21 protein-coding genes, 1 tRNA gene and 1 pseudogene are annotated in these 23,431 nt (G+C 61.8%); 7 read left to right on the top strand and 16 right to left on the bottom strand.

The features are described from left to right. Positions 1–129 precede the first annotated feature (129 nt). The 7 genes from V1289_RS45310 to V1289_RS45280 form a co-directional block, all read right to left on the bottom strand. Positions 130–1,185 (bottom strand): HupE/UreJ family protein, encoded by a 1,056-nt coding sequence (locus V1289_RS45310; RefSeq protein WP_334406018.1) that lies wholly within the window; start codon positions 1,183–1,185, stop codon positions 130–132. Beyond that, the gene (locus V1289_RS45305) at positions 1,182–1,703 is read right to left on the bottom strand and encodes a hypothetical protein (RefSeq protein ID WP_334406017.1); all 522 of its coding nucleotides are present in this window, start codon (positions 1,701–1,703) and stop codon (positions 1,182–1,184) included. The genes V1289_RS45310 and V1289_RS45305 overlap by 4 nt, the downstream gene beginning before the upstream one ends. Then, positions 1,700–3,262, bottom strand: a complete 1,563-nt coding sequence (locus V1289_RS45300; RefSeq protein ID WP_334406016.1) for a GldG family protein — start codon at positions 3,260–3,262, stop codon at positions 1,700–1,702. The genes V1289_RS45305 and V1289_RS45300 overlap by 4 nt, the downstream gene beginning before the upstream one ends. Then, positions 3,259–3,960, bottom strand: coding sequence for an ABC transporter permease (locus tag V1289_RS45295; protein ID WP_334406015.1), 702 nt, complete (start codon positions 3,958–3,960; stop codon positions 3,259–3,261). The genes V1289_RS45300 and V1289_RS45295 overlap by 4 nt, the downstream gene beginning before the upstream one ends. Further along, positions 3,957–4,709 carry an ABC transporter ATP-binding protein gene (locus tag V1289_RS45290; protein WP_334406014.1) on the bottom strand — a complete coding sequence of 251 codons (753 nt, stop codon included), beginning with the start codon at positions 4,707–4,709 and terminating at the stop codon, positions 3,957–3,959. The genes V1289_RS45295 and V1289_RS45290 overlap by 4 nt, the downstream gene beginning before the upstream one ends. Positions 4,710–4,830: 121 nt before the next feature. Then, complete coding sequence (locus V1289_RS45285; protein WP_334406013.1) at positions 4,831–5,697, bottom strand: N-acyl homoserine lactonase family protein; 867 nt, start codon at positions 5,695–5,697, stop codon at positions 4,831–4,833. Between the two features lie 457 nt (positions 5,698–6,154). Continuing rightward, positions 6,155–8,149 carry an adenylate/guanylate cyclase domain-containing protein gene (locus V1289_RS45280; protein ID WP_334406012.1) on the bottom strand — a complete coding sequence of 665 codons (1,995 nt, stop codon included), beginning with the start codon at positions 8,147–8,149 and terminating at the stop codon, positions 6,155–6,157. A 361-nt stretch (positions 8,150–8,510) separates the two neighbouring features. Here V1289_RS45280 and V1289_RS45275 point away from each other — a divergent pair, with 361 nt between their 5' ends. Further along, positions 8,511–9,575: an IS110 family transposase gene (locus V1289_RS45275; RefSeq protein ID WP_334406011.1), complete on the top strand. Its 1,065-nt coding sequence runs from the start codon at positions 8,511–8,513 to the stop codon at positions 9,573–9,575. 308 nt (positions 9,576–9,883) lie between these two features. Here V1289_RS45275 and V1289_RS45270 read toward each other — a convergent pair whose 3' ends face one another. The 4 genes from V1289_RS45270 to V1289_RS45255 all read right to left on the bottom strand — a co-directional run bounded on the left by V1289_RS45270 (position 9,884) and on the right by V1289_RS45255 (position 14,334). After that, positions 9,884–10,048, bottom strand: a complete 165-nt coding sequence (locus V1289_RS45270) for a hypothetical protein (protein ID WP_334406010.1) — start codon at positions 10,046–10,048, stop codon at positions 9,884–9,886. A gap of 95 nt (positions 10,049–10,143) precedes the next feature. Next, a complete protein-coding gene (locus V1289_RS45265) occupies positions 10,144–11,118 on the bottom strand; it encodes an ABC transporter substrate-binding protein (RefSeq protein ID WP_334406009.1) in 975 nt (324 codons plus the stop codon). Between the two features lie 259 nt (positions 11,119–11,377). After that, on the bottom strand, positions 11,378–11,656 hold the full coding sequence (locus V1289_RS45260) for a hypothetical protein (RefSeq protein ID WP_334406008.1): 279 nt from the start codon (positions 11,654–11,656) through the stop codon (positions 11,378–11,380). Positions 11,657–12,078: 422 nt separating this feature from the next. Next, a complete protein-coding gene (locus tag V1289_RS45255; protein WP_334406007.1) occupies positions 12,079–14,334 on the bottom strand; it encodes a hypothetical protein in 2,256 nt (751 codons plus the stop codon). 679 nt (positions 14,335–15,013) lie between these two features. Between V1289_RS45255 and V1289_RS45250 the strand changes: the two genes are divergently transcribed. Together V1289_RS45250 and V1289_RS45245 are read left to right on the top strand one after the other, a co-directional pair. Continuing rightward, positions 15,014–15,953, top strand: a protein-coding gene (locus tag V1289_RS45250; protein ID WP_334397836.1) for an IS630 family transposase whose coding sequence is annotated in 2 segments (ribosomal slippage) — positions 15,014–15,352 and positions 15,354–15,953 — 939 coding nt in all. Because the reading frame shifts where the segments join, the coding sequence is not laid out codon by codon here. 224 nt (positions 15,954–16,177) lie between these two features. Then, complete coding sequence (locus V1289_RS45245; RefSeq protein ID WP_334406006.1) at positions 16,178–16,738, top strand: hypothetical protein; 561 nt, start codon at positions 16,178–16,180, stop codon at positions 16,736–16,738. A gap of 788 nt (positions 16,739–17,526) precedes the next feature. Here V1289_RS45245 and V1289_RS45240 read toward each other — a convergent pair. The 3 genes from V1289_RS45240 to V1289_RS45230 form a co-directional block, all read right to left on the bottom strand. Continuing rightward, positions 17,527–18,774, bottom strand: a complete 1,248-nt coding sequence (locus V1289_RS45240) for an AAA family ATPase (RefSeq protein ID WP_334406005.1) — start codon at positions 18,772–18,774, stop codon at positions 17,527–17,529. After that, positions 18,771–19,172, bottom strand: a complete 402-nt coding sequence (locus tag V1289_RS45235; protein WP_334406004.1) for a hypothetical protein — start codon at positions 19,170–19,172, stop codon at positions 18,771–18,773. The genes V1289_RS45240 and V1289_RS45235 overlap by 4 nt, the downstream gene beginning before the upstream one ends. A 139-nt stretch (positions 19,173–19,311) precedes the next feature. Continuing rightward, complete coding sequence (locus V1289_RS45230; protein ID WP_334406003.1) at positions 19,312–19,518, bottom strand: helix-turn-helix domain-containing protein; 207 nt, start codon at positions 19,516–19,518, stop codon at positions 19,312–19,314. 172 nt (positions 19,519–19,690) lie between these two features. Between V1289_RS45230 and V1289_RS45225 the strand changes: the two genes are divergently transcribed. Then, a complete protein-coding gene (locus tag V1289_RS45225; protein WP_334406001.1) occupies positions 19,691–19,984 on the top strand; it encodes a hypothetical protein in 294 nt (97 codons plus the stop codon). On the opposite strand, the gene V1289_RS45220 is transcribed toward V1289_RS45225, so the two are convergent. Beyond that, on the bottom strand, positions 19,944–20,309 hold the full coding sequence (locus V1289_RS45220; RefSeq protein WP_334408041.1) for a hypothetical protein: 366 nt from the start codon (positions 20,307–20,309) through the stop codon (positions 19,944–19,946). The two genes, V1289_RS45225 and V1289_RS45220, sit on opposite strands and share 41 nt — an antisense overlap. Here V1289_RS45220 and V1289_RS45215 point away from each other — a divergent pair. From V1289_RS45215 to V1289_RS45205, 3 genes are all read left to right on the top strand, one after another. Next, positions 20,259–21,212 (top strand): site-specific integrase, encoded by a 954-nt coding sequence (locus tag V1289_RS45215; protein WP_334407930.1) that lies wholly within the window; start codon positions 20,259–20,261, stop codon positions 21,210–21,212. The two genes, V1289_RS45220 and V1289_RS45215, sit on opposite strands and share 51 nt — an antisense overlap. A 151-nt stretch (positions 21,213–21,363) precedes the next feature. After that, positions 21,364–21,453, top strand: a tRNA-Ser gene (locus V1289_RS45210). A 160-nt stretch (positions 21,454–21,613) separates the two neighbouring features. Beyond that, the gene (locus tag V1289_RS45205; RefSeq protein WP_334406000.1) at positions 21,614–22,663 is read left to right on the top strand and encodes a tyrosine-type recombinase/integrase; all 1,050 of its coding nucleotides are present in this window, start codon (positions 21,614–21,616) and stop codon (positions 22,661–22,663) included. 11 nt (positions 22,664–22,674) lie between these two features. Here the strand turns inward: V1289_RS45205 and V1289_RS45200 are convergent. After that, a pseudogene (locus V1289_RS45200) lies at positions 22,675–23,052 on the bottom strand (D-alanine--D-alanine ligase family protein); the annotation flags it as partial. Positions 23,053–23,431: the final 379 nt, after the last annotated feature.

Raw genomic sequence — 23,431 nt, 5'->3', positions numbered from 1 at the left:
GGTTGAGGGAGTTTTGGCCTAGTTTTCACCTCCTGATAGCAACGTTGGCAGGCCACCGTGTCGGATTTGTAAGATTTGCGATCCCAGCGCGCGGCGTTCTCAGGCTGACCACAGCTTAACAGCGGTACCTCAGCCGACAACGATGCGTTCGACCAACCAGTAGGTGGCGATCGTGGCCACCGTCAGCGAGGCGATGCGCGGGGTCAGCCGCGCGCCGCGCCCGCGTGCCAGCCACATCAGCGCCGGCAGGAAGACGGCGACGAAAAGTAGCTGCCCGATCTCGACACCCAAATTAAAACCCACCAGTCCGCGTACCAGCGCCGCCCCCTTCAGGCCGAGTTCGCCAAGTGCGGAGGCAAACCCCAGGCCATGTACAAGGCCGAAACCGAAACTCCAGATCCACCGCCTCCGGTCCGGCTCGGCTGCGAAAAGATTTTCCAGCGCGACCCAGACGATCGTCGCCGCAATCAGCGGTTCGATGATGCGGTCAGGTATCGTCACAATACCCAACGCGCCGACCGTCAACGTCACGCTGTGAGCCAAGGTGAAAGCCGTGACGATGCGCACCACCGACCACAGGCCTCGCGCAGTGGCGAGGAGCGCCACCAGGAACAGTAGATGGTCATAGCCGGTGAGGATGTGCTCGACACCGAGCCTGACGAAGTCGAACCAGCCCGTCGCGGCTGTGCGGTCGATGTCCACGCTGGCGGTCCTCGATGCCTCCCCGAAGGTCACCTGGCGCTCGCCGCCCGTCGTGCGGACATTGCCGAGTGTCTGGTAGTGCTCGCCCAGAAAGGTGCTCCAGTCTTCGGTAATGTCGAGGCGACCGTTTGAGGTGCCGCAGGTGAAGTCGATCTCGATCGTTGCACGCGTCTCGTTTGCGCCGGCGCCGCCAATGCGCACCCGCCCCGTCCGACAGCGGACGCCGGCGAGGCCGACTGTGACGCTCCTGCGCGCCGCTTCGGCAATCGCCTCCGCCGTTGCGCGGTCGCCGTTGGCTGCAGCGATGAGGACGCTCGCCGACGCGGCCGGCAACTCGGGCAAGGCAACGGAAAGCGCATAGAGCACCCGACCGCCTGCTACTTCGATGCGGAGCAATCCCGTCGTGGTCACATGTGCAAGAGCGTCGCTGCAGCCGATGAGCGCCAGCCAGAGTGCCGCCCATCGCATGAGCCTCGTCGTCACGGCGTTCCTCCTGTCCGCTCCCATTCTTCGGCCACGAACGCCGGCAGCAGCGCGATCTCCGAACTCCCGTCAAGCCTCGCATAGTGCGACAGGCCCATCGGATTGGTAACGCCAAACGAAATGGCGAAAACCGAAGCGTCAGGCCCGCTGACAATAATGCGCAGCCGCGGCGGCGCGAGGCCGAACTGCGCCGCGCCGGCCCGAGCGACTTCCGCCTCGGTCAGGACGCGGTCCGGACCCGAATTGCGCAGGAGCTTGAGCGCGCTGTCGAGGCGCACCTCGAAACCTGCGGTGGCTGTCCCCTGCGTCGCGCGCCAGCCGTCCTGCGTGCGCACGAAGTGCCAATGGCCGCGCAGGGCGGCGACATCGATCTCCCGCACGTCCTCGATCGGGATCGTCATCAGTCCCTTCGGTACGAACGGCTCAAGCCCCGGGCCGCTGCGACCGCCGGTAAACGCGAGTGTCACGAGGAAGGCCGTGGCGCCGAGCGCGGCAGCTGCCCAGGCCAGCCTATTCATCGTCGCCACCACCACATCGCGCTGCCGGCGAGCGCTATCAGCCCGGGCATCAGCAGGACCGTGATGAAGAAGATGCTGCGCATCTGTTCGCCGGTGAGCGAGACCGTGGGAAGCACTTCGACGGACGGTTTCATCGCCGGTGCCCTTTCCTCACGCGTGAGCCACGCGAGTTCGGCCAGCACGGCGTCAGAGTTGGCCAGATAGGGAAAAAAGGAATTGGAGGCGAAATCGGCGTCGCCCGCGACAATCATGCGGAACGTCGTTGCCGCCGATTCACTCAACCGTCCCTCGGCGGCGAGAGCGATGATCTGCGATGCGCGCGGCCCGGACTTCGCCTTCGATTGGTCCTCCAGGCGATTTGCGATGACGTAGCTGTCGGCGCTGCTGCTGGCGAGCGGCGTCACCTGTACGCCCGCCGCGGGCAAGACCTCCAGCGGACGCGCTCCGGGATAGAACGAGAGTGCCAGTCCCCGCGTGGCAGGATGGGGCCCGTAGCGCGCTACGGCGATCATCTGCTCGTCAGTGAAGTAGTGCTCCGTCGGATCGACGATCACGCCGTCGCGCACCACGATGCCGGCGCTGGCAAGCAGGGCCACGATGCTCTCGTCGAGCGTGTAGTCCGGCTCGATCAAGAACATCGCAGAGCCGCCGCGCTCCAGATAGCGGCGCAGCACGTCGGTTTCGCCGGGGCTGTAGCGGGTCCGCGGATTTGCTTCGACAATCACGGCGCAATCATCCCCGATCGGCTGCCCGGTGGCGAAGGAGACCTTGCGGGCGACCAGGCCCAGCTTCTCGATGGCGCGTCTCAGGCGGCCGAGACCGTGCTGCTCCATCTGCACGACACCCGTGCCGGAGACGTCGTGGCTGTGGTTGTGAGCGCCTTCGAAATGCGTGTGAAACTCGAAATTGTCGATGTCGTATTCGCCGTGACCCGCCACAAAACAGATCACGACCTGGCGTCTCCGCAGCAGTCGCAACACGCCGAGCGCGATCTCGCGATCGTCAGTGGTGATCATTTCGACGCGGCGCTCACCGAGGCGCAGCACGGCGGAATTGTAGGTCCGGACGCCCAGGCTGCTGGCCAGCGCCGGGTTCTGGTCGGCGTCGATCAGCTGCACGCGGAAATTGGCGTTCTGTCGCTCGAGTTGCCGCAGCATGGCGCCAAGTGCCTGTGCAGCTAGGTTCTGCTTCTGGTAGAAATAGGCTATGTCGACCTGTTCGCTGAGCCCGCGCACGACCTCGCGCGCCTCTGCCGACGGCGTGAAGGCTTTTTCATGAGTGAGGTCGAGGTGCGCGTCGTGGCGGAAGAGCGCCACATTGGCGAGGATCGCGACCGTCAGGGCTACGGCGACAACCAGCGTGGCAGAGGCGACGCGGCTGGCGAACGCCAGTCTCACCGGCACTTTGAGCCCGGCCGCAAAGACCACCGCCAGCGCGAAGACGACTCCGGCAGACCAGCCGAGATTAATCCAATCAAGCGATTGCAGCGGCTGCAGGAGGAGGCGAAGAAAGCTGCTGTCCTCGGCCGGCAGGTCGTTGAATCCCTGCTGGTCGATCATCGCTGCGCAAGCCCCCAAGCGGTGAGGAAAAGCGCCAGCATGCTCGCGGTGACAAAATAGCCGATGTCCGACAGGAACACGGAGCCGCTGACCATTGGTTTGAAGTGGCCGATCAGGGAGAGGTTTATCGCAAAGGTGTCGAAGGGTGGCGGCAAAAGATAGGACACCGAATCGGCGAACCAAAGCATCAGGAATGCGCCGATCGACAACGCCGCGGCGACGACCTGGCTCTCGGTGAGGCTCGACATGAGGAGGCCGACCGCGACCAGGAGCGAGGCATGCAGCGCCAGCGCCAGATATCCTGCGTAGATCGGTCCCCAGTCCGGCTCGCCGTAGCGGTCAAGGATGACAGCGTAGACGAGCGTCAGCGCGAAAATTCCGATCACGAGCGTCAGCGTAGCAGCATATTTCGCCAGCACGACCGAGAGTTCCCGAACCGGCGTGGTGAGCAGCAGTTCGAGCGTCTCCGATCGCCGCTCCTCGGCGAAGGTGCGCATAGTCAGCACGGGCACCAGCAGGATCGACAACACATACATTTGGTGAAAGATGTATTGGAGGTTCGCGACCTTGGTGACGAATAGCGTCAGGCTGAACGTATAGCCAAGCACAAGCAGGAACACGGCCGCAACCGTGTAGCCTATCGGCGACGTCAGTGTCGCGTTGAGCTCCTTGGCAAAGAGGATGCGCAGCGTTCTCATGTCAGTGACAAAAACCAGCCTTCGAGATCCGGGGTGTCGGCCATCGCCCGAACGCCGAGCAACCGGCCGTTGAGCAGAACCGCCACCCGGTCGGAGGTCTTCTCCACCTCGCTGAGGATATGTGAACTCATGAGTACTGTATGGCGCCCGGCAAACGAGCGGATCAGCTCCCTCATTTCGATGATCTGGCGTGGATCGAGCCCGTTGGTCGGCTCGTCAAGGATGAGGATGTCGGGATCGTGGATCAGCGCCTGGGCGAGGGCAGCTCGCTGGCGATAGCCGCGCGACAGGGCCCGCGTCGGCTTATCCACGACAGCGCCCAACGCGAGCTGGTCGACGACCCGCTCCACGGCGGCAGCGACCGCCCGTTCGGGCAGCCCGCGAAGCCGCGCCATGAATGCGAGGAATTCGCCGACGCGCATCTGCCGGTAGAGCGGCGCCGATTCGGGCACATAGCCGATACGCCGTCGCACCGCGAGCGAATCGCGCACGGTGTCGAGGCCTGCTACCGTGAGCCGCCCTGCAGAAGGCAGCAGATAGCCCGCGAGCAACCGCATGAAAGTAGTCTTGCCGGAGCCGTTCGGCCCCAAGAGGCCGAACACCTCGCCGCAGCGGATGTCGAGCGTGAGTCGGTCGAGCGCCGTGACCGAGCCGTAGCGTTTGCTTACGCTGACAGCCGAGATCGCCGGAGCGTCCGTCGCCCGGGCCGGCGCATCGTCCGGCGGCGCCGCGTCGATTGACGAGATCATCATGCAGCGTCTCGAAAAAGCAGCACCTGCCCCGCAGACAAACTTGCGGCTACGTCGCCTCGGCGGGCTCGCCTGGAGGTCCGTTGCGGACGCTCCGAAGGAGCGCCCGCTGCGTTTAGTCTCAATCGTAGAAGTCGGGCGCGTGCTTCGTCGCCTTGAATACCTCTGGATCGTGTCCATAGAAAATCTGCGCGTTGTTGGCGTCGCGCACCAACCGAATGCGCTGATAGCTGCGATAGGCATCGCCCGGATTCACCGTGCCCGGAATCGGTGGGATGAGGTTCTTGTCGAGATTTTCCTTGAGATAAACAACGTCGCTCGTGAGGATTACGGAGCCGGTCTTAGGCAGCTTCACGGTCACAAACTGGCTGCCAGGGGTATGACCGGGAGCACGCATGATGCGCACCGAGCCGTCGTCGAACAGGTCCAGGTCGCCGTTGAGACGGATGATGTTCATTTTCTTCGTGTCGGCGAAATCGCCCGGAATGTAATACAAGGAAAAGCCTACATCCGGCCACCAAGCAGCCTTCAGCTCGTCCTCCTGGACGACGAGGGTCGAATTCGGGAACTGGCTGATATTGCCGCCGTGATCGAGGTGCAAGTGACCGGCCACCACGTACTTAATGTCGTCGGTCTTGAGGTCAATCTTTGCCAGCTGCGCAGGGATCGCGTCATCCTTGGTCATCTTGAGCCCGAAGCCCTTGGCGAGCGGTCCCCACCATCCCTCGGCGTCGGTTATCGTCTTGTCGTTGTTTCCGGTGTCGATAATGACATTGCCCTTGGGATGTTTGAGCACATAGAAACTCACTGGTGCCCAGTCGATGTTACCTTGCCCGCCCATCTGCAGGGCGGCCTTCGGGAACCCCCCCAACGAGCCGGATGTGAAGACATAAAGTTTCGGGCCTTCCTGTGCCGCGGCCGGAGCAGCGGCGCCCGCCGCAAGGCTGAGCGCGATAGCTAGACTCACGGCAACTTGCTTCGTCGTCATAGCGTTTCCTCCTTCGCGTTCTTTTTTATCGGCTCTTTGTGTAGCCACAAAGCCCCGCCCGACGCGGTCGAGGCCAAGCGCCCAAGAATAGGTTGAGCGCCCCGGCAAAAGCAAGTTGGGAATGGTCTTCTACGTTGACCGGCCTCCCGTTTTTTGGGCCACGCTAGGTCGGAAACTCCAGTTTTGGATTTTGCACCTGGCCAGGGCGTCCAGTCCCACGAACGCGACATCAGATTCCGATCGCGCAAGGAATTGCAGCTGTGTCGAATTACTAAACTGCTGCGCTAAACCGATCGCGACATGTCCGGGTTGGGTCAAAAGCGTCGTCTTGGCCCTCTGCCAGCCACTTCCGGTCAACTGCTATGAACGGACATCGTCAGTCCGGCCTGTCAGGTCCGAAAAGTGCCAACACCGGACTCATGCACCACAGCAAATTGCATCCCGGTGGTGCGGGCGCTCATTCGGGCAACCCCGCTTTCCGAAGACCTTCAATCTCCAGCTTCGCGTGTGCTTGTCTGCGCCGACCCATCCTCGCTGATATTGTGAAGGCGGGATCGAGTTCCAGCACACGCGCCGCCGCCTCACGCGCCTCGGCGTCGCGTCCGAGATGGGCGAAAGCCGACGCGAGAACGAGGTTAACTGCCGGGAAGGAGGAGTTCTGACGTAGCGCCTTCTTCCCTGCGACGATGGCCTCCTCAAAGCGACGAAGCTCAATAAGGGCCATCCCCATTCCACTCAACGATCGGTGTAGCGCCGGGTCTACCGGGCTCATGCGAATGGCGTGTTCAAGGCTTCGAACCGCTTCCTCCGGCTGACCCGCAACTTTATAGACCCAGCCTCTGCAGGCCCATGCGTGAAATGAATTGGGGTTGAGCGCGACCGCCCGGTCCGCCATTTCGATCTCACGTTCACTATCGCCGACGATGAACGCCGAGATTAAAGCAGCCCATGCTAACGTTCCCGGATTATCGTCGTTGACGCTCAATGCCAAGCGGGAAAGCCGAACTGCTTCCTTGCGGTCGAATTGGGGATCGTCAGCATAGCCCCAAATGACCTTTTCCATGTGACAGACGCCTGCCATAGCAGCGGCCAAGCCGAAGCGCGGGTCAAGCTCCAAGGCGCGATGAGCCAGCTTTATCGTTTCCTCCAACCCTTCGCGGGTCGACAGGTAATACTGTTGCATGGCTCTTAGAACGAAATCATAGGCGGAGAGGTTCTCGGGTCGCCGCCGCGTCGCCATTGCAATTTCTGTTTGAAACAATTTTGGCTCGATGGCCGAGACGACAGCGGCGGTGACGTCGTCCTGGAGAGCGAAAACGTCCGTCAGGTCACGCTCGAACCTGTCCGCCCAGATGTGCGCGCCCGTCACCGCATCAATCAACTGCCCCGTGATGCGGACTTTCCCCGACGATTTGCGCACAGCCCCCTCAAGGACATAGCGGACGCCAAGCCTGCGCCCGACTTCCTTGATATCGACGGCTCGGCCTTTGAAGGTGAAGCTCGAGTTGCGAGCGATTACGAACAGCGATTTGAACCGAGAAAGCGCCGTGATGATCTCTTCAACCATTCCGTCCGCGAAGTATTCCTGTTCGGGGTCACCGCTCATGTTCTCGAACGGTAGTACCGCGATCGACGATTTGTCTGGAAGTAGCGGGGCCGCACTTTGTCTCTCGGTCAGCGCGCTAGACGCTCCAGTACGGACGGCGTAAGCGTGGACCGGCCTGGAGATGTTCTTGAGCTGCTGCTCGCCGCGATCCTCGAAGCCAACATCCAGCTTGCCTTCGACTTCGCTGTACACCTTTTCGGAAATCAGGATGCCGCCCGGATCGGCGAGCCCCTCCAGCCGGACAGCAATGTTAATCCCGTCGCCATAAAGATCGCCGTCCTGCCCCACGATAACGTCACCAAGGTTGAGCCCTATGCGTACCCTTAGGGGACTACCTCCCGAGGCGAGATGATCCTGTATCTCAACCGCGCATCTCATGGCGGCTAAGGGACTGGCGAACTCGGCGTGCGCGCCGTCACCCGTTGTCTTGATAAGTCGCCCTTCGTGGCGGGCGAGGCTGGGCTCGATCAATTCTTGCTTGAGACGCTCGAACTCGGCGTAGGTGGCTTCCTCGTCGCGTTCCATGAGCGCGGAATAACCGACCACATCGGCGGCCAAGATCGCCGCTAATCGCCTTTGAACCCGCGGCTTGTCCAGAGCAGGCCAGAAGCCCGGCCCGGATGAGCTGTCGATTGGCAAAACACGCCAAAGGGAGCCGGTTGGGATATGCCGAAACCATCGGTCGCCGGGCTCGCGCGGTTGATCGGGAGGAGGCTCTATCTCTTCGGATATTCCGCTTGCGATCTGGCCCTGCATCCACGACAAAAAGCAGTCTCGCTCCCGTAGCGAACCAAAATTTCCGATCTTCTTCCACTCCCATGGGTCGGCCACGATTGCCTCACGCAATCCCCTGATCTCCACAACAACGGAAACCCGCACGTGCTCAGGTTAGTGATCGAGCCCGCTGCTCGGTCACAGCGCCCTCCGAACATCCAAGCTAACCACGCCGGGAGAGACGGTAGGGAGTTTAGCATTTTATTGCGCACCCGCGGGTGGTAATCGCGGTAGCGCCGATCTGTCGCAAGCTTGCATTCGGCGGCCCGCGCCGGGCAAAGGCATCGAGCTTGGGTCGAGGATCGCAGTGGGACGGCGTCCGCGGCTAGGATTCTTTGGGTTACCGAATGTCGGCTAATGGGATGGTCCGGCCGTGCTCCTGCCCCGCCAGCAAGCGAAGCTGGCAAGGGGCGCCAAGGACAAGGAGCACGCCATGTCTCAGATACCCAATACCGCGATCGCCGTGATCGGCATCGATATCGGCAAGAACTCATTCCACGCCGTGGGCCACGATGCGCGCGGCGCCATCGTGCTGCGGCAAAAGTGGTCGCGTGGCCAAGTGGAAGCGCGGCTCGCCAATATACCGCCCTGCCTGGTCGGCATGGAAGCCTGCGTCGGCGCCCATCACCTGAGCCGCAAACTCGCATCGCTTGGTCACGATGCCAGGTTGATGCCGGCCAAATATGTCCGCCCCTATAGCAAGGGACAGAAGAACGACTTCAATGATGCCGAAGCGATTGCCGAAGCCGTGCAGCGCCCGACGATGAAGTTCGTGGCGACCAAGACCGCGGAGCAACTGGATCTGCAGGCGCTGCATCGGGTGCGCGAGCGGCTGGTGTCGCAACGCACCGGCATCATCAACCAGATTCGCGCCTTCATGCTGGAACGCGGGATCGCCGTGCGCCAGGGGATCGGCTTCCTGCGCACGGAACTGCCCACCATCCTTGCGACGCGCACCGATGCCCTGTCGCCCCGCATGTTGCGTGCCATCGAGGAGTTGGCAGGCGACTGGCGCCGGCTGGACCAGCGCATCGATGGCTTATCCGGCGAGATCGAAGCCCTGGCCCGTCAGGATCAGGCATGTTCGCGCCTGATGACGGTGCCCGGCATCGGGCCGATCATTTCGAGCGCCATGGTGGCCGCGATCGGCACTGGAGACGTATTCTCCAAAGGCCGCGACTTCGGCGCCTGGCTCGGACTGGTGCCCAAGCAGATCTCGACGGGAGACCGCACGATCCTCGGCAAAATCTCCAGGCGCGGCAATCGCTACCTGCGCGTTCTGTTCGTGCAGGCGGCATGGGTTGTGCTGGTCAGGATAAAGGACTGGGAACGTTACGGGCTCAAATCCTGGATCGAAGCCGCCAAGAGGCGGTTACACCACAACGTGCTGGCGATCGCGCTCGCCAACAAGCTTGCCCGGATCGCCTGGGCGGTGCTGGCCAAAGGACGCGCCTTCGAGCTGACGAGGACCGACGATGCAGGCGTCCGACCCGCTTGATCCTCGCGCCGTGCTCGGCGCGGTCAAGGCGCAGCCTGGCGACGCCGGCGCCCGCCGCAAGCCAGGCGCGACGGCCGGCCTTGACCGCCCCTGCGCGCGACGCGATCGACGTTCTGCGGGCCGGGACGAAGGAACGGCCCTTGGCTCGAACAAAGGAACTGCGCGACATGAGGAGCAAGCGATGACGTAACCCTATCAACAGTTTCCAGCCGAGGTCTGCGAGAGGATGAGACGAGATGGAGGTTCGGTCTTCCGAGCGCGTGCGAACACTGGTGACCCAAATGGCCCAATCGAGGCCTGTCCGCTAATTAGAACGCACGCGCGCTGATATCCATGATGGCCCGGAGCACCACATGGGCTCCAATCAGAGGCCGGATACATTGATGCAAGACCGCCGCCGCCAATTCGACGAAATCTTCTTGCAACGCGCGGCCGGACCATACATCGCTACCGAATTGGGCTGTCTGCGCCATGTCCGGTCTTCCCCCGATAGCGACCGAATAGCGGACATCGATGGAGGTCCGGTTCGTGCCATTTTCGGACTCATGCACTGCAACAACAAGAAGCTTTATTCGATCACCTCGTCGGCCGTGGCAAGCAGGGTCGGCGGTACCGCAAGCCCGAGCGCCCGTGCCGTCCTGAGATTGAGCACGAGTTCGAATTTGGTGGACCGCATCACCGGCAAATCGCCCGGCTTCTCGCCTTTGAGAATACGGCCGGCGTAGATACCGGTTTGGCGATAGGCATCGGCAATGCTGGCGCCATAGCTCATCAAGCCGCCAATGCTGGCGAACTCTTTGAGGTGATAGGTCGCGGGCAGCGCATCGCGAGCCGCCAGCGCGACCAGCCGTTCCCGATGGGAAAACGTGAAAGCACCTGAACCGATGAGCAGGGCGCCGGCCCCGCGCTGGACGAATGTTGCAAAGGAAGTATCGATTTCGCGGTCGTTGCTGGCATCCAGAACGATGAGTTTTTGCCCGGACACCTGCGCTGCGGCCTGTACGTCGCTTCGTTCCGCCTCGGTATTCGGAGTGTTCGGGTGAACCAGCATGGCAATCGTCCCGGCCTTCGGGACGAGCTGGCGCAGCAGTTCCAGTCGCTTCGCCCCCAACACGCCTCCGAAAAAGTGCACGCCCGTGACGTTGCCGCCCGGCCGGTTCAGGCTGGCGACAAGACCCTCCCCGACCGGATCGCCTCCAGCCGCGAACACGATCGGCACACTCGTGGTTGCGGACTTGGCCGCAAGCATCGCCACGGCATCCCCGACAATCAAGGCCACAGGCCAGTGGATCAGCTCATCCACCAGAGCCGGCAATCGATCGGTCCTGCCCTCTGCCCAGCGAAATTCGATCGCAACATTTTGGCCCTCGACGTAGCCCGTGTCCTTCAGGCCCTGGCGGAACGCTGTTACGAACTCCGTTGCGTCCGCGGCCGTCGTGCTGCGCAGAAATCCGATCACCGGCATCGCCTGCTGCGCGCGGGTGGCAAACGGCACACTCGCCGCCGCGCCACCGACCAGCGTGATGAACTCGCGCCGCTGCATGTAACCCCCTGAGAAAGCGCCTTCTGCAAGACTTAAAGCCCAGCACTTTGCGACTGTCCAGCGCGGAACAAATGGCACTCACCTGGCTTTCGACACGACAACTCCTGATGTCTCAATTGGGTCAAACTCAGAAGTCCGGATGCTCAACCCCGAGGTCGGCTTCACCCTCAATAACGGACATCATCGGCCAAGCCTATGAGGTCCGAAAGCCACCGCGCGCGGCTAAGGAAACCCACCGATGCGATGGACCGCCTCGCCGCTATCGATCCGCCACGGGATCGCGCCCGCTCACCAGCGGCGCGCTGGCCGCATCTGCTGGAGTATTTGATCCGCTCTTTCGGGTCGCAGTTGTTCTAGGCTGGGTCGGCTTCTTCTTGCTCGACGTCGACCGCTTGAGCTTGCCCGTGATGTCGTCCGCGATCTTCAAGGCCTTCTCGTCATCCTGGTGGATCGCGATCCATTCGACCCAGCCGACAAGGTAGTGGGTTTCGCGCACGACGATGACGGTCTCGCTCTCGCCGCCGAGCGCCTTGAGCATGCAGGCGAAGTTGGATCGCTCCAGGGCATCGCTATCGCGCGACTGGCCGACGCCGGAGGAGAAGTAAGCCGGCCAGACCGCGCCGACGTATTCGCAGGCATGGTCCAGCGCTGCAGGTGTTCCGGATCATAGATCATTGCGAAACCTCCCAGGACGCAGGCGATGGGTCCCTCAGCGGAAAACTTGCCGGCAAATGTGGGGTCCCTCCATATCTTGGCACGCAAATAATTACCGCGCGAGGAGATGGGTCCCTTTGCGGGGAGATCGGCATCGATTTCACGTGGCGGCCCGAGCAGTCTGGCCTACGCGGGGAGTACAGGGTCCGTTACAGGGTCCGGCCAGCGCATTGTCGCCCGTGGCAAGGTCAAGGAGTGACGCGGCATCAGCCCCGCATAGGAACAAGGCGCAGGCCATCATCTGGGTTACCTCGACGCTGCGCCGGTCACTCGGCTTGCGACCACCTCAATGGCATCGCGCCATTCGCGGTCGGACTGTTGCTCGAATAGCCCCTTGATGTCACGCGCGAGTTTCGTACCATCTGGCTTCCTGATCGCGCCGATGACGGCGGCGACTTGGTCATCGATCCTGGCCTCGCGCAGGATGCGTTCGGTGATCGTCGCGCGGACCTTGTTCTCGATCCGGTCGGCCAAATCCTGTTCAAGCACCTGCGGCGGCGGAATCAATTTGCCGCTCCCAAACCTGGCCATTTTCTCATCAAGCCACTGGATCAGTTGCGGAGTCGTCATCGCATTCAATTCGACGCGATGGGTCTGCAACCAGTTTTCCCAATAGTGGCCGTCTTCTCGCTCGCGGATGTAGTTGGCAACAGGTTTGGGATATTTCCCCTGCTCCACGGTCTCGACCTCAAGCCCCATCGCGACCGCTTCCCAGGGGTCCAAACCGAGATTGATGATCTTGATCTTGCGCGCGCCGCGCGCCCTCGTTTCCTCCTGCAAGGTCTGATAGATCATGGTGCCTGATGCGTCGGCATCATGGACGCAGAACACCTCGACCGATTCGTCGTGCTCGGCCAGCTTGTCGATCAGATCGCGTGCGGCCCGCGTCGAGAAGCCCTTGGACGACATCACGGCGCAATCATGCCGCTCGCACCAGCGGTTCTGCTTGAGCGCCTCCTGCGCGCCTTCCTTTTCGATGTAGACGAGCTTGTTGAAATTCCATGACGGGCGCTCGTACTCCTCTACCATCAGGGTGCCGAGGGTGAAGGTCTCGTTGCGGTGCGGATGCGTGATGCTGCCGCGCGGCTCCCGGTACATCAGCGGGATTTCGCCGTTTTCGCTTTCGTAGTCGGTGATGATTTCCTTGAAATTCCCGATATTCAGTTCCTTGCCGATCTCGTTCATGACGATGGGCCGCAGGGCATAGAACAGTTGCCGCTCGTTGAACCGGTAGCCTTCTTCGCCGCTGACGGCGGCGATGACATCGTCGAGATTATCGAGAACGATGTCCTTCTGCGACGTGACTCTGGCTCTGGCACCGGGGCGTCGAGCCTTGCGCACCGCCTTCGCTACGGCACTCATGATCTCGCCGAGAAAAGGTTCGAGGTCCGGTTCCTTGCCATCCGACGTGATCGGCATGTAGGGCGTCATGATGTTCAGCACGACGAGGAAGTTCGAATCCTTCGGGGCTTCCGCGACCGTGTGCCTGAGTCCGCATCCAAAGATGTTGATCTTCCGCTTGTTGCGGGCCACATCGATGTTGCCAGTGACCGGTGTGCGATTGACGCAGACGAGGAGCCGCATGTCCGCGCTCTCGGCCGCCCAAGCCTCGACCACGAAGGGAATCTCGGCCTGCGGTCTGGCTGCGCCGAAAGGGACGACACCGCTCGACACGCCATAGGCCCGGTCGGGAAATAGTGCGGGACCGACCGGGCCGAGCCGCCCCGGCTTGACCCGTCGCGCACTATGCCGCGCGACTTCCAGGAGTCGGACGGCCTGCTCGCGGCTAAGCGCACTGCAAGCCATGCGGACCAGCTCGGCCTCGGCAACGATCTCGCCAGCTCGCCCGCCAGTACAGCCATCGAGGCGTGCTACAAGTTCGCGCACGGGTGCAGCGCCGCTCGCCGATAACAACTCGTGAAACTGCGGAGCGTCGTACCACCACGGCGATGACTTGCCTTGGTAGGACTGTCCGCGCGCCATCTCGGTCGCGACGACCGCCCAGCCGAGCGCGTTCGCGTCCTCCGGAATAGCCGGGCCGAAACCGATGTCGACGCGGGTGCCGACCGGGAAGTCGACCGGCGTCACGGTGACGACCGTTGTCGAGCCGTCGCGCTCGGGGTGAAGTTCGATCCGGCGATTGCGGGTTGTGACGACGAGAAAGCCTTCTGATGCGAGGACTGCACCAGCGACAACACGCAGGCCGTTGCCAAGCGCGCCGCGCGTCGGCAGCCGTAGCAGCTTGGTCGAGACCATTGGCCGGGCGACGCTGAACAACCGAGCGATCTCTTCCGGCTGACCTTCGATCCCGCTGCCACTGTCCTCGACGAAGTAGCCGCCGCTCGCCAGTTCCCCCGCATGGACTCGGGCTCCGGTGTCGAGCGCGTTGTCGGCCAGTTCTTTCAGAACCAGGCGGCGCATCTTGCTCTGCGGCACGCCAGCCTTTTGCTGCAGCCCCTCGACGGTGCGGAAGCTGGTCCAGTCGGCGCGCTCAAATTTCAAGTTCGCGGTTGCCGGTTGGCATGCTGAACGGTCATTAGAAACTTGAAAGTTCGGGCCGTCGCTCATGAACGGTATCAAAGCCGGTTGTCGGCTAAAGGCAATGGGGGCGAGGCGTCATGGGTGTTGACTTAGCAAAAACGAAACAAGACGGGACGGTTTGGGACGAATTTTTCCCAAAATAAAAATCGGGAAATGTTTTTGGGAAGGCGGGAGGTGATCGTGATCAGAGTTTATCGACGGCGGCCTGAGTAGTCCGGGACGGCTCCCCTGCAGCGAGGCGCGGGTTCGGGTCAGGTGCCGCGCCTGGCGCATAGTGCGCGGCGCGCTGCACCCTCTCGGCGGCATCCGGCTGAATGCCGCAGCGATATCGAGCGCGGCGCTGACGCTGCGCATCCTGCAGGGCATTGGCCAATGACGCCGTCACCGCGACGTCGTCATTGCCGGCGCGATGTCGGCTTTGCCCCGGTAATCCGACATCATCAACACGGCCGGCGATGTCCGAGATGTGCCAAATTCGGAAGTCGCGCGCGCTGCTTCTGATCGAGCGCGCACCGTAATCGAAATGCCTTAAAAGTCTCTAGAGCGGTTTTCGGTTGATGTGAATCGGAACAGTAAGGGGGTTCCCAGAGGCGCGCAAATCAGATTCGAGTTGCTTTGACAGCAACGGCGAGGTCGCGCGATGGCGAAGGGATACTCGAAAGACCTCAGGGCGCGGGCGGTCGCGCTTGTCGAAGACGGCGAGAGCAGACGGGAAGCGGCGCGGGTGCTCGGTCTCGGCGCCTCGACCGCAATCCGCTGGATCGAGCGCTGGGCGACAACGGGCAGTGTAGCGGCATTGCCCGGCACGGGCCACAGCCGCTCGCCGCTCGAGGCGCATCGCCAATGGCTGCTTGATCTGGTCGCAGCGGAGCCGGACTTGACGCTCGAAGAGATTCGCGCGCGGCTCAAGTCCGAGAAGCGGCTGAAAACCGGTACGACCTCGGTCTGGCGCTTCTACGAACGCCACGACATCACGTTCAAAAAAAACTCTGCACGCCGCCGAACAGGATCGTCCTGATGTCGCTGCAGCGCGTGCCGCGCTGAGGGTCGAGCAATCCAAGCTTGATGCGCCGCGCCTCGTCTTCATCGACGAGACGGCGGTTACGACCAAGATGGTCCGGCATCGCGGCCGCTCACCGCGTGGCGAGCGTCTCGTTGCGAGCGTGCCGCACGGCCACTGGAAGACGCTGACGCTCGTTGCCGCGCTGCGCATCAATGGCCTGACGGCGCCTTATGTCATTGACGGCGCGATGGATGGGCCATCGTTCCTCGCTTATGTTGAGCAGATCCTCGCGCCGACGCTGCGCAAAGGCGATATCGTATTCATGGATAACCTGCGCACCCACAAGATCGACGGCGTTCGCCAGGCGGTCGAAGCGGTCGGCGCCAAGGTGCGCTATTTGCCGGCCTACTCGCCCGACCTCAATCCGATCGAAATGGCATTCTCGAAGCTAAAGACAGCGCTGCGCAAGGGGGCCGCTCGCACCGTGACAACGCTGATGAAGCTGATCGGCAGGCTCATCAAGACATTTGCACCCGAGCAGTGCGCGAACTACTTTCGACATGCCGGATACGCGTAGTGACCCATATCAAGTGGAAAGCGCTCTAGTCTCGTTATCAGCGCATAAACGCGTTTGAAGTATCCATCACAGACGCCACGCAAGGTGAATACTGAAACGGGTGATCAATGCGCCATGTTAAATTTCTCTTATTGATGTCTTTGGCCTGTCCTATGCCGGCAGACGCCGAACCGATGTCAGTCCGCTGTGATGGCCGGTACTTCCGCGAGCCCCAACCTTATTTCATGACCTTTGATATCGAAAAAAGTCACTTCGTGTTTGAGCGCGCGGGAGGAAATATCATAACGGGTGAAATCATTTCGACGACTGACGAACAATTGGATCTCAGCTTGAGGGGCGCCGGTGGACGCATCCTTCTTTCCTACAATCGCAAGCGCAATGTGGTGACTTGGCCGGGATTGCTGGCCGGAGAGTTGGGAAGATTTGCAATGCACCACACCTGTACTGGAGTTACTGGCAGAACAATGCTTTCCACATTCTATCAGCCGGAGCCATTTGATCCGAAACGTCGCGACCCCATCGATGCCTTTTCGCTCAGTTGTCCGGGCAACACCGGCCCGTTTTTTATCACTATGGATCGCGTCACAAAAACTGTCGTGGTAGAAAATGAACATTCGTCCGGGGGCTCGTCAGGCAACATTACAAGGCATAAAGGATGGCGTCATCAAGTTCACTTTTGGACCTGGTCCCACGAGTCAAACCGAAGCGGTGTGGGACGAGGGTATTCGATCGCTGACCTTGATATTCGCTACGGGCGATCCGGTGAGGCCGAACAGGGTTTTTGAATGTACCGTAGCAAGGCCGCGATCGATTATGGAAGGCTACAAGGACTGGGCGCGCTGGGGGAAGTGAGACCGCCATTCACGTCAGCTCCTGAAGTCCGCTTTGGGTAAGACTCGGACCTCCCGGCCCCGAAACGCAACTTCCGCTGTGCCTGGAAGCGGACATCGTGGAAGAACCCGGATCGCGGTCGCTCCTGCCAACGCGCCCTGGTCGGCTCCCTCGACGACATCGACGCCGGCATGGCGCATGTCGCGCCATTCGGCGATGCCCTGGCGGGTGACGCCGAAATCGACGAGTGGTCGGAACAGCGGGGAAGCCGGGTCAACGCATGTAGAGCCACGCGCTTCAATCTGCGGGCACGTTTGCGATGGGACCATGGGTGCAGGCGATGGGTCCCAAATCCGGAAGCGTCTGCAAGTGTTTGGCGCGGCGAAGTTGAAAAAATTTCTGGAAAAAATTTGCGGGTTTTCGGATTTGGAGATGGGGAGACGTTTGAGACTGGGGCTAACTGATATTTCGACGGCGGGCCGATGGAAGGTCCCCACCCGAGGGGTTAGGGGTCCGTTACAGCGCGCGGCGAGGTCCCTTGATCATCGCATCGGATCGGGGATCGGATCGAAATTGTCGCAGCGCGCCAGATCATCAGGAGCGCGCCCTCCTCTGATGGCGTCGAGGCTTGTGGCGATGGCGTTTCGGAGGCGGATGTGTCCAGCAGATGTGTCCAGCATCGCGCGCCAGCGAGAAAGCGCCAAGCAAATCAAGCACTCGGCTCAGTCCGGCACCGGTTTGATCATCCGGTCAGTGCATTGTCGCACGGCGCGCGGCGTACTCCTGCCGCCTTCGCCGCCATCCTCTCGTGCCATGTGATCCGTCGTGGGGCGGTGCGGGCCACACGCTTCAGCATCTCCGCGACCCCGGCGTAACCGAGTCGGGTGAGCACGTGGCGGGCTTCGAGCAGCGTCTCGCGGTCAAAGCTGACGGCCTTGAGCGTGATCTCGCTCGCGAGCACCTCATCGACCCCGGCATCGCGCGCCTGGGCGACGAGTACCCCGCGCGCGACGTGCATGGCGAGATCGAATGCCCAAAACGACTTGCCGCATTTCGGTGGCCCGTAGATGAGCACGAGCCCGACGAGCGGCAGGACGTCCTTGACGATGTATTCGCCGCGAGTTGTCCATTTGATCTCGCCGAACGCCGTGAGTGGAAAGCGTGGCATCGCCTTGGAGGTCTCCTCCGGCGAGACGTCCGGCGCAATCGGCGGGGCCTCGTTCAAGAGCCGCGCCAGCTCGTCGGCGGTGCCGCCCGCCGAAATCCAATCGGAGACGTCCTTGTACTTCACCGACAGGCGGACAATCCGGACCGACTTGGCGACGGGCGTGAGCGCGGCACAAACCTTTTGGGCATGGGCTTCGCCCGGCCGGTCATTGTCGGGGATGAAGAACACGTCGCGGCCCTTGAAGTATGGCGTGAGATCGGGCGACCACTTCCCGGCACCGCCCGCGTTCGTCGTGGCGGTGAAGCCGAGCTTGGCTACGTTGTCCGCGTCCTTCTCGCCTTCGACAATGATGACGGTGTCATGTTCGGCCGCGAGCAGCTCGGGCAAACGATAGGGCACCTGCCGGACACCCTTTGTCGACCACACCCATCCACCCTTGCCGTCTGGCTGACGCTGCAGAAACGTCTTCGGTTCCTTGCGCAGCACCTGGAACAGCAGATCGCCGTTCTCGTCGTTGTAGTTATAGGTCGCGACGATGGCAGGACTGCGCTTGCTCTTGCTGGCATTGGCGTGATCCTTGCCGTTGCCCTTGTTGTAGCTGCCGGTGCCGTTGAGGCCGAGCTTTGCGCGAACGTAGTCCTTGCAGGCGATGTCATCGTCACCCGCGAAGCTGTGAACGAGGAACCCATCCGGCGCGTCCGCCTTCGGCGTGACGCTCAGGCTGCGGTCTTCCGCCGAGTGGCGGGGGCCGGGGCAGAGAACCGAGTTGCCGGACACCTCGCCTCCGAGGGCCTTCGCAATGGTGCTCAAGCTGCTGTTCATCGCGCCCCCCGCACCCGATCAAAGATGGCGAGAAGCCACACCTCCTGCTTAGGCGTCAGCTCAAGCCTATTGCCAAGACGACGAGCGAGGCGATCCATGTCGGCGACGAACATCCGTTCACGGTCGGTCAGTTCATCGGCGCATCCGAGGCAGAACCGGATGACTGCCGCGAGATCGGTGTCGTCGAGAGCATCGTCGTCGAGTTCATGCGGCGGCGGCACTGCGATCAGCGCCCTTTCCGTGACTTCGGCGAGAGAATGCAGATCGAGCCCGGCACCGCGCAGCGCGCGCTTGAGCGCGGTCGCGGCGGCGACGATCTCGCCGCTCTTGTCGGAGCCGAGCAGGCGCACGAGTTGGCCGATCCGGCCAGCCGTGCTGCTAGCGACGGTGATGTTCATGAACGCACCTCCGCTGCGGAAGGTGCTGCTTGCGAGGGGCGCGGCCGATCAGGTAAAGTGAAACTGCAATTGCTGCTGCTGTTGCTACCTGAAAAAGTCTCGAAGCCCCTCGCCGTTTGGTCCGGCGTAGGGGCTTTCGTCATTTCGCGACCACCACCTTCTGCGCGGCCTGCTCCAGCATCGCCTCAAGCGCGCGGACGGGGACTCGGAGACGCCCGCCGATGCGAATCGTCGGGATGTCGCCGCGCTGCGCGGCCAAGTAGCTGCCGTTCATCGACAAGCCGAAATACAGCTTCCCCGCCTCGGGCACCGTGAGAGTTTTGCAAGGCTCTTCAGACTTTTGCATCCAACTGCCCCTTACTCTAAGCGTAAGCTTTACTTACTATAAGTCATTGAATTGACTTACATTTCTACCCTGTTCGCATCTGGTACCGGAGGAGCAGTGTACTGTCAAGAACCATTGTGGTCCTTATCTGGTCCTGCTACAATTTCCAAAATTATCCCGAAATGGAGGAGGTATGGCGCGCAAACCCAGCGATCTCGTGCAGGTGAAGTTCAGGATCACAGAGCGGCTTCGACGCCTGATCGAGGCCGAAGCAAAGAAGAACAAGCGGACGCAGGCGCAGGAGATGGTGCAGCGCTTGGAGAAGAGCTTCGCCGACGACGTGCTCAGTCGTGACTGGTCCTTGCACAGGGAGGCGACGCAGTTCCAAGCGGAGGCGCTCAAAAAGATAGCTGAACACATTGGCAGGCCCGACATCGCGGCGGAAATCACAGCGAGGCCGAAGAAAGGGGAAACGAGCAATGGCTAAATATGGCAACGGCAGCATCGACTCTCGCGGTGAAGGCCGGTTCCGACTGCGCTATTCGATCAACGGCAAGCGGTTCGTCCAGACGATCACCGCAAACAGCAAGAGCGAGGCGCGGACAGCATTGCGCAAGCTCCTCAAGGCCGGTGATGACGGCGAACACGTCGAGCCGGACAAGATCACCGTGGGAGCTTGGATCGAACAGTGGCTCGACGCTGGCGCTCCGGGTCGGCGGCGGAAGAAGGTCAGCCAGCGAACGCTGGAGCGGTACGGGCAATTGCTCCGCACCCACATAAAGCCAGTGCTCGGCGAGAAGCAGCTGCAGCAACTTCGCGCGCCGGACATCGACGCGCTCTATGCCAGTCTCGAAGCCGCATGCGAGATCGCGCCGAGAACGCAACATCATGTTCACGTCGTCTTCGGCGCATGTCTGGCGACCGCTCATCGCAAGGGCATGGTCTCGACCAACCCCATGCTGCGCGTTGAGCAGATTCCCAATCCTGAGGGCCAGATCGATGTAGACGATGATGATGCCGCCGACGACATTGGTGAGGGCCTGACCGAGACCGAACTGGCGACGCTGGTCGCGGGGTTCGCCACGTCGAGCCTCTATCCGGTCGTCGCGCTCGCGGCGGCCACTAGCGCGCGGCGGGGTGAGCTGCTTGCCCTTCGCTGGACCGATCTCAACATCGAGAAGAAAACCCTCCGGATCGAGAGGGCACTGGAGCAAACCAAGAAGTTCAAGGTCCGCGTCAAGCCGCCAAAGACCAAGCGCGGCCTGCGCACCATCGATCTGGATGATGCCAGCATCGCAATGCTGCTCAAGGAAAGGGAGCGGCACCAGCGCATCATGGCGGGCGTGCCGGACGGGGCCGAGGTCGACCTGTCGCTGATCAAGCTGCCACCGAATGCCCTGCTGTTTCCCACCGTGCCGGAATCGGGCGAGGACTTCGACTTCGCCAAATGGCGCAACCCGCGCAACTTCTCAAAGGAGTTCGCCCGCAAGGCCGATCTGCTCGGGTTCGGCCGGACGCGGTTTCACGATCTGCGCGGCATCCATTCGACCGCCCTCCTCGACGCGGGCATCCCGGTCCACACCGTGGCGCAGCGGATCGGCGATGATCCCGCCGTCCTCCTGCGCAGCTACGCGAAGCGCAAACGGTCGAAGCAGGCAGACCAGAACGTCGCCAACGCCATCGCGGCCTTCTCGGCAGGGTTTCTCAGAACATGAAGCGAACGACTGCTACCGGAAATGTGTCCAGAGATGTGTCCAGCCACACTCTGTTCTCGTCCGTTCTGCTCCGGCGAGGTCAGATCGGTGACCTCGCAAGGCGTGCAAGTTCTTGAAATTGCTTCGGCAAAATGCTTGATGTGCGACCAACGGAAGGGTGGCCGAGTGGTTTAAGGCACCGGTCTTGAAAACCGGCGTGCCTGCAAGGGTACCGTGGGTTCGAATCCCACCCCTTCCGCCAGTACATTGTTCTTCCTTGTTCTCCACTGTTCGGAATCCCCAGCAAAATCAGTGCTTTCTTCGGCAAGCTGTATTCCATAGTTCGCCGATGTTCCTCACAATCAAAGCGCCGACCGTGGCTTGGGACCGTGAGTTCGGGGGACGTTTTTTCGGAGGAACACATGGCTGGAAGGCTCAAACCGCTCGAAGTCGAACGCGAGACGAAGCCCGGCAAGTATGCCGATGGGGGCGGGCTCTATCTCATCGTCAACGGTCCAACGGCGAAGAACTGGTCGTATCGCTATTGGAAGGACGGCAAAGAGCGTTGGCACGGGCTTGGCTCATTCAAGGACGTGTCGCTCAAGGACGCGCGGCTCGCACGGGACGCGGCGCGCCTCCGCGTGAAAGGCGATCGCAACAGGCCCGGCGTGGACATCGTCCAGGAGCGGCGGCAAGCACGCGAGGAGGTCAAGACCGCAGAAGTTGAAGCGAAGGCACCCACATTCGAGGAATGCGCCGAGGAGTATATCCGCGAGCATTGGTCGTCCTGGAGCAACAAACATCGCGAACAGTGGCCCTCCTCACTCAAGCGCTACGCCTATCCAACGATCGGCAAGCTGACCATGGCCGAGATCTGGCCCAGCCATATTCACGATCTGCTCGAACCTATCTGGGTGAGCAAACGCGAGACGGCCAACCGCGTGCGCGGCCGGATCGAAACCATTATCGCGAAGAACGCCGACATCGACGACAAAGACTTCCGCAACCCGGCGCAACTTACTAAGCAACTGCGCGAAAAGCTTCCTAAGCGGCCCAAGCGTGTCATTCGCCACCATCCCGCCCTGCCCTATGCGGACGCTGCGAAATTCATGGGCGAGCTCGGTACGGCCGAGGGTAGCGCGGCGCTCGCGCTGCGCTTCCTGATCTTTACGGTCTGCCGCACGAACGAGGTTGTCGGCGCCCGGTGGACCGAAATCGACCGCGCCTATTCAACGGGACCTGTGTGGAGAATTCCCGGCGAGCGCATGAAGATGGACCAAGATCACTGTGTCCCACTCTCGCAGCCGGCGCTCGACATTCTGGACGAGATGAGCAAGGGCGACCAAAGCGAACTGATTTTCACCAACCCTGAGGGGCAGGAATTTTCCGAGAACGCGATGCTCGCGGTGCTCGATCGCTTGGGATATCCATCGAGCCCCAGTGTTCGGTATATGCGTTTCGCGGTTCGCTGAATGCGGGCGCATACCTCCGGCGCGAGGTCTTTGGCCGGCCCGTCCACGATTCCGACGCGTTCCTGATAATCGGGATCGTGTTTGGCCTTTTCGGTGGCGATCTGCCGTGCCCCCTGACCGCCCAAGCTGCCGAATTTCAATTCCCACACTGGCAGAACGCGCAGCCGGTTGTTGCCGAGCACGCCGACATAAAGTTCACGTCCCTCAATGTACTGTTCGGCGATGGCGGCGGTCCCGAGCCGATCGTGAACGAAGGCGACGCGCTCTGCGAGCTTCTCGTCCGTATCGACGATGGATGCTTGCGAGATACCGAAGGATCCATCCTCGCTCAGGCTCTTGACGATCAGCGGCAGGGCAAGGCGCGAGGGCCGGTTGACCTTGCGGCGCATCGGAAACACGGCAAAGGCCGGTACCGCGATCCGGCGATGGTGCACCAACGTTTTGGACAGATCCTTGCCGCGCGCCAGGATCAGGCCGCGCGGGTTACACCCGGTATACGGGATTTTCATCAGCTCGAGATAGCTCGCGATGTGCTGGTCATATGCGGACGCATAGTGGAACTCCTCCAGCAACGTGTAGACCACATGCGGCTTGAAACTTTCGATCTCGTCGCGCACCGGCTTGATTTCCTCCTGCACGCCGAGCGGGCGAACGTCATGGCCAACCGCACGTAAGGTGCTCACGACGTCGAATTCCGTTTTCCATCCGTTGATCTCCCGCGCGGTGTATCCGTCGGTCGAGTCGGGGGGCACGCAGTCCGGATGCATC

Origin of the sequence: Bradyrhizobium sp. AZCC 2289 (assembly GCF_036924615.1) — a bacterium.
In the GTDB taxonomy this organism is placed as follows: domain Bacteria; phylum Pseudomonadota; class Alphaproteobacteria; order Rhizobiales; family Xanthobacteraceae; genus Bradyrhizobium.
This window is presented reverse-complemented; position numbering and strand designations above follow the sequence as displayed.

Bases quoted from the DNA above. Each gene is read 5' to 3' on its own strand.
- V1289_RS45305 (WP_334406017.1), bottom strand. From the start codon at position 1,703: ATGAATAGGCTGGCCTGGGCAGCTGCCGCGCTCGGCGCCACGGCCTTC.
- V1289_RS45300 (WP_334406016.1), bottom strand. From the start codon at position 3,262: ATGATCGACCAGCAGGGATTCAACGACCTGCCGGCCGAGGACAGCAGC.
- V1289_RS45295 (WP_334406015.1), bottom strand. From the start codon at position 3,960: ATGAGAACGCTGCGCATCCTCTTTGCCAAGGAGCTCAACGCGACACTG.
- V1289_RS45290 (WP_334406014.1), bottom strand. From the start codon at position 4,709: ATGATCTCGTCAATCGACGCGGCGCCGCCGGACGATGCGCCGGCCCGG.
- V1289_RS45285 (WP_334406013.1), bottom strand. From the start codon at position 5,697: ATGACGACGAAGCAAGTTGCCGTGAGTCTAGCTATCGCGCTCAGCCTT.
- V1289_RS45275 (WP_334406011.1), top strand. From the start codon at position 8,511: ATGTCTCAGATACCCAATACCGCGATCGCCGTGATCGGCATCGATATC.
- V1289_RS45270 (WP_334406010.1), bottom strand. From the start codon at position 10,048: ATGGCGCAGACAGCCCAATTCGGTAGCGATGTATGGTCCGGCCGCGCG.
- V1289_RS45265 (WP_334406009.1), bottom strand. From the start codon at position 11,118: ATGCAGCGGCGCGAGTTCATCACGCTGGTCGGTGGCGCGGCGGCGAGT.
- V1289_RS45260 (WP_334406008.1), bottom strand. From the start codon at position 11,656: ATGCTCAAGGCGCTCGGCGGCGAGAGCGAGACCGTCATCGTCGTGCGC.
- V1289_RS45245 (WP_334406006.1), top strand. From the start codon at position 16,178: ATGACCTTTGATATCGAAAAAAGTCACTTCGTGTTTGAGCGCGCGGGA.
- V1289_RS45240 (WP_334406005.1), bottom strand. From the start codon at position 18,774: ATGAACAGCAGCTTGAGCACCATTGCGAAGGCCCTCGGAGGCGAGGTG.
- V1289_RS45235 (WP_334406004.1), bottom strand. From the start codon at position 19,172: ATGAACATCACCGTCGCTAGCAGCACGGCTGGCCGGATCGGCCAACTC.
- V1289_RS45230 (WP_334406003.1), bottom strand. From the start codon at position 19,518: ATGCAAAAGTCTGAAGAGCCTTGCAAAACTCTCACGGTGCCCGAGGCG.
- V1289_RS45225 (WP_334406001.1), top strand. From the start codon at position 19,691: ATGGCGCGCAAACCCAGCGATCTCGTGCAGGTGAAGTTCAGGATCACA.
- V1289_RS45205 (WP_334406000.1), top strand. From the start codon at position 21,614: ATGGCTGGAAGGCTCAAACCGCTCGAAGTCGAACGCGAGACGAAGCCC.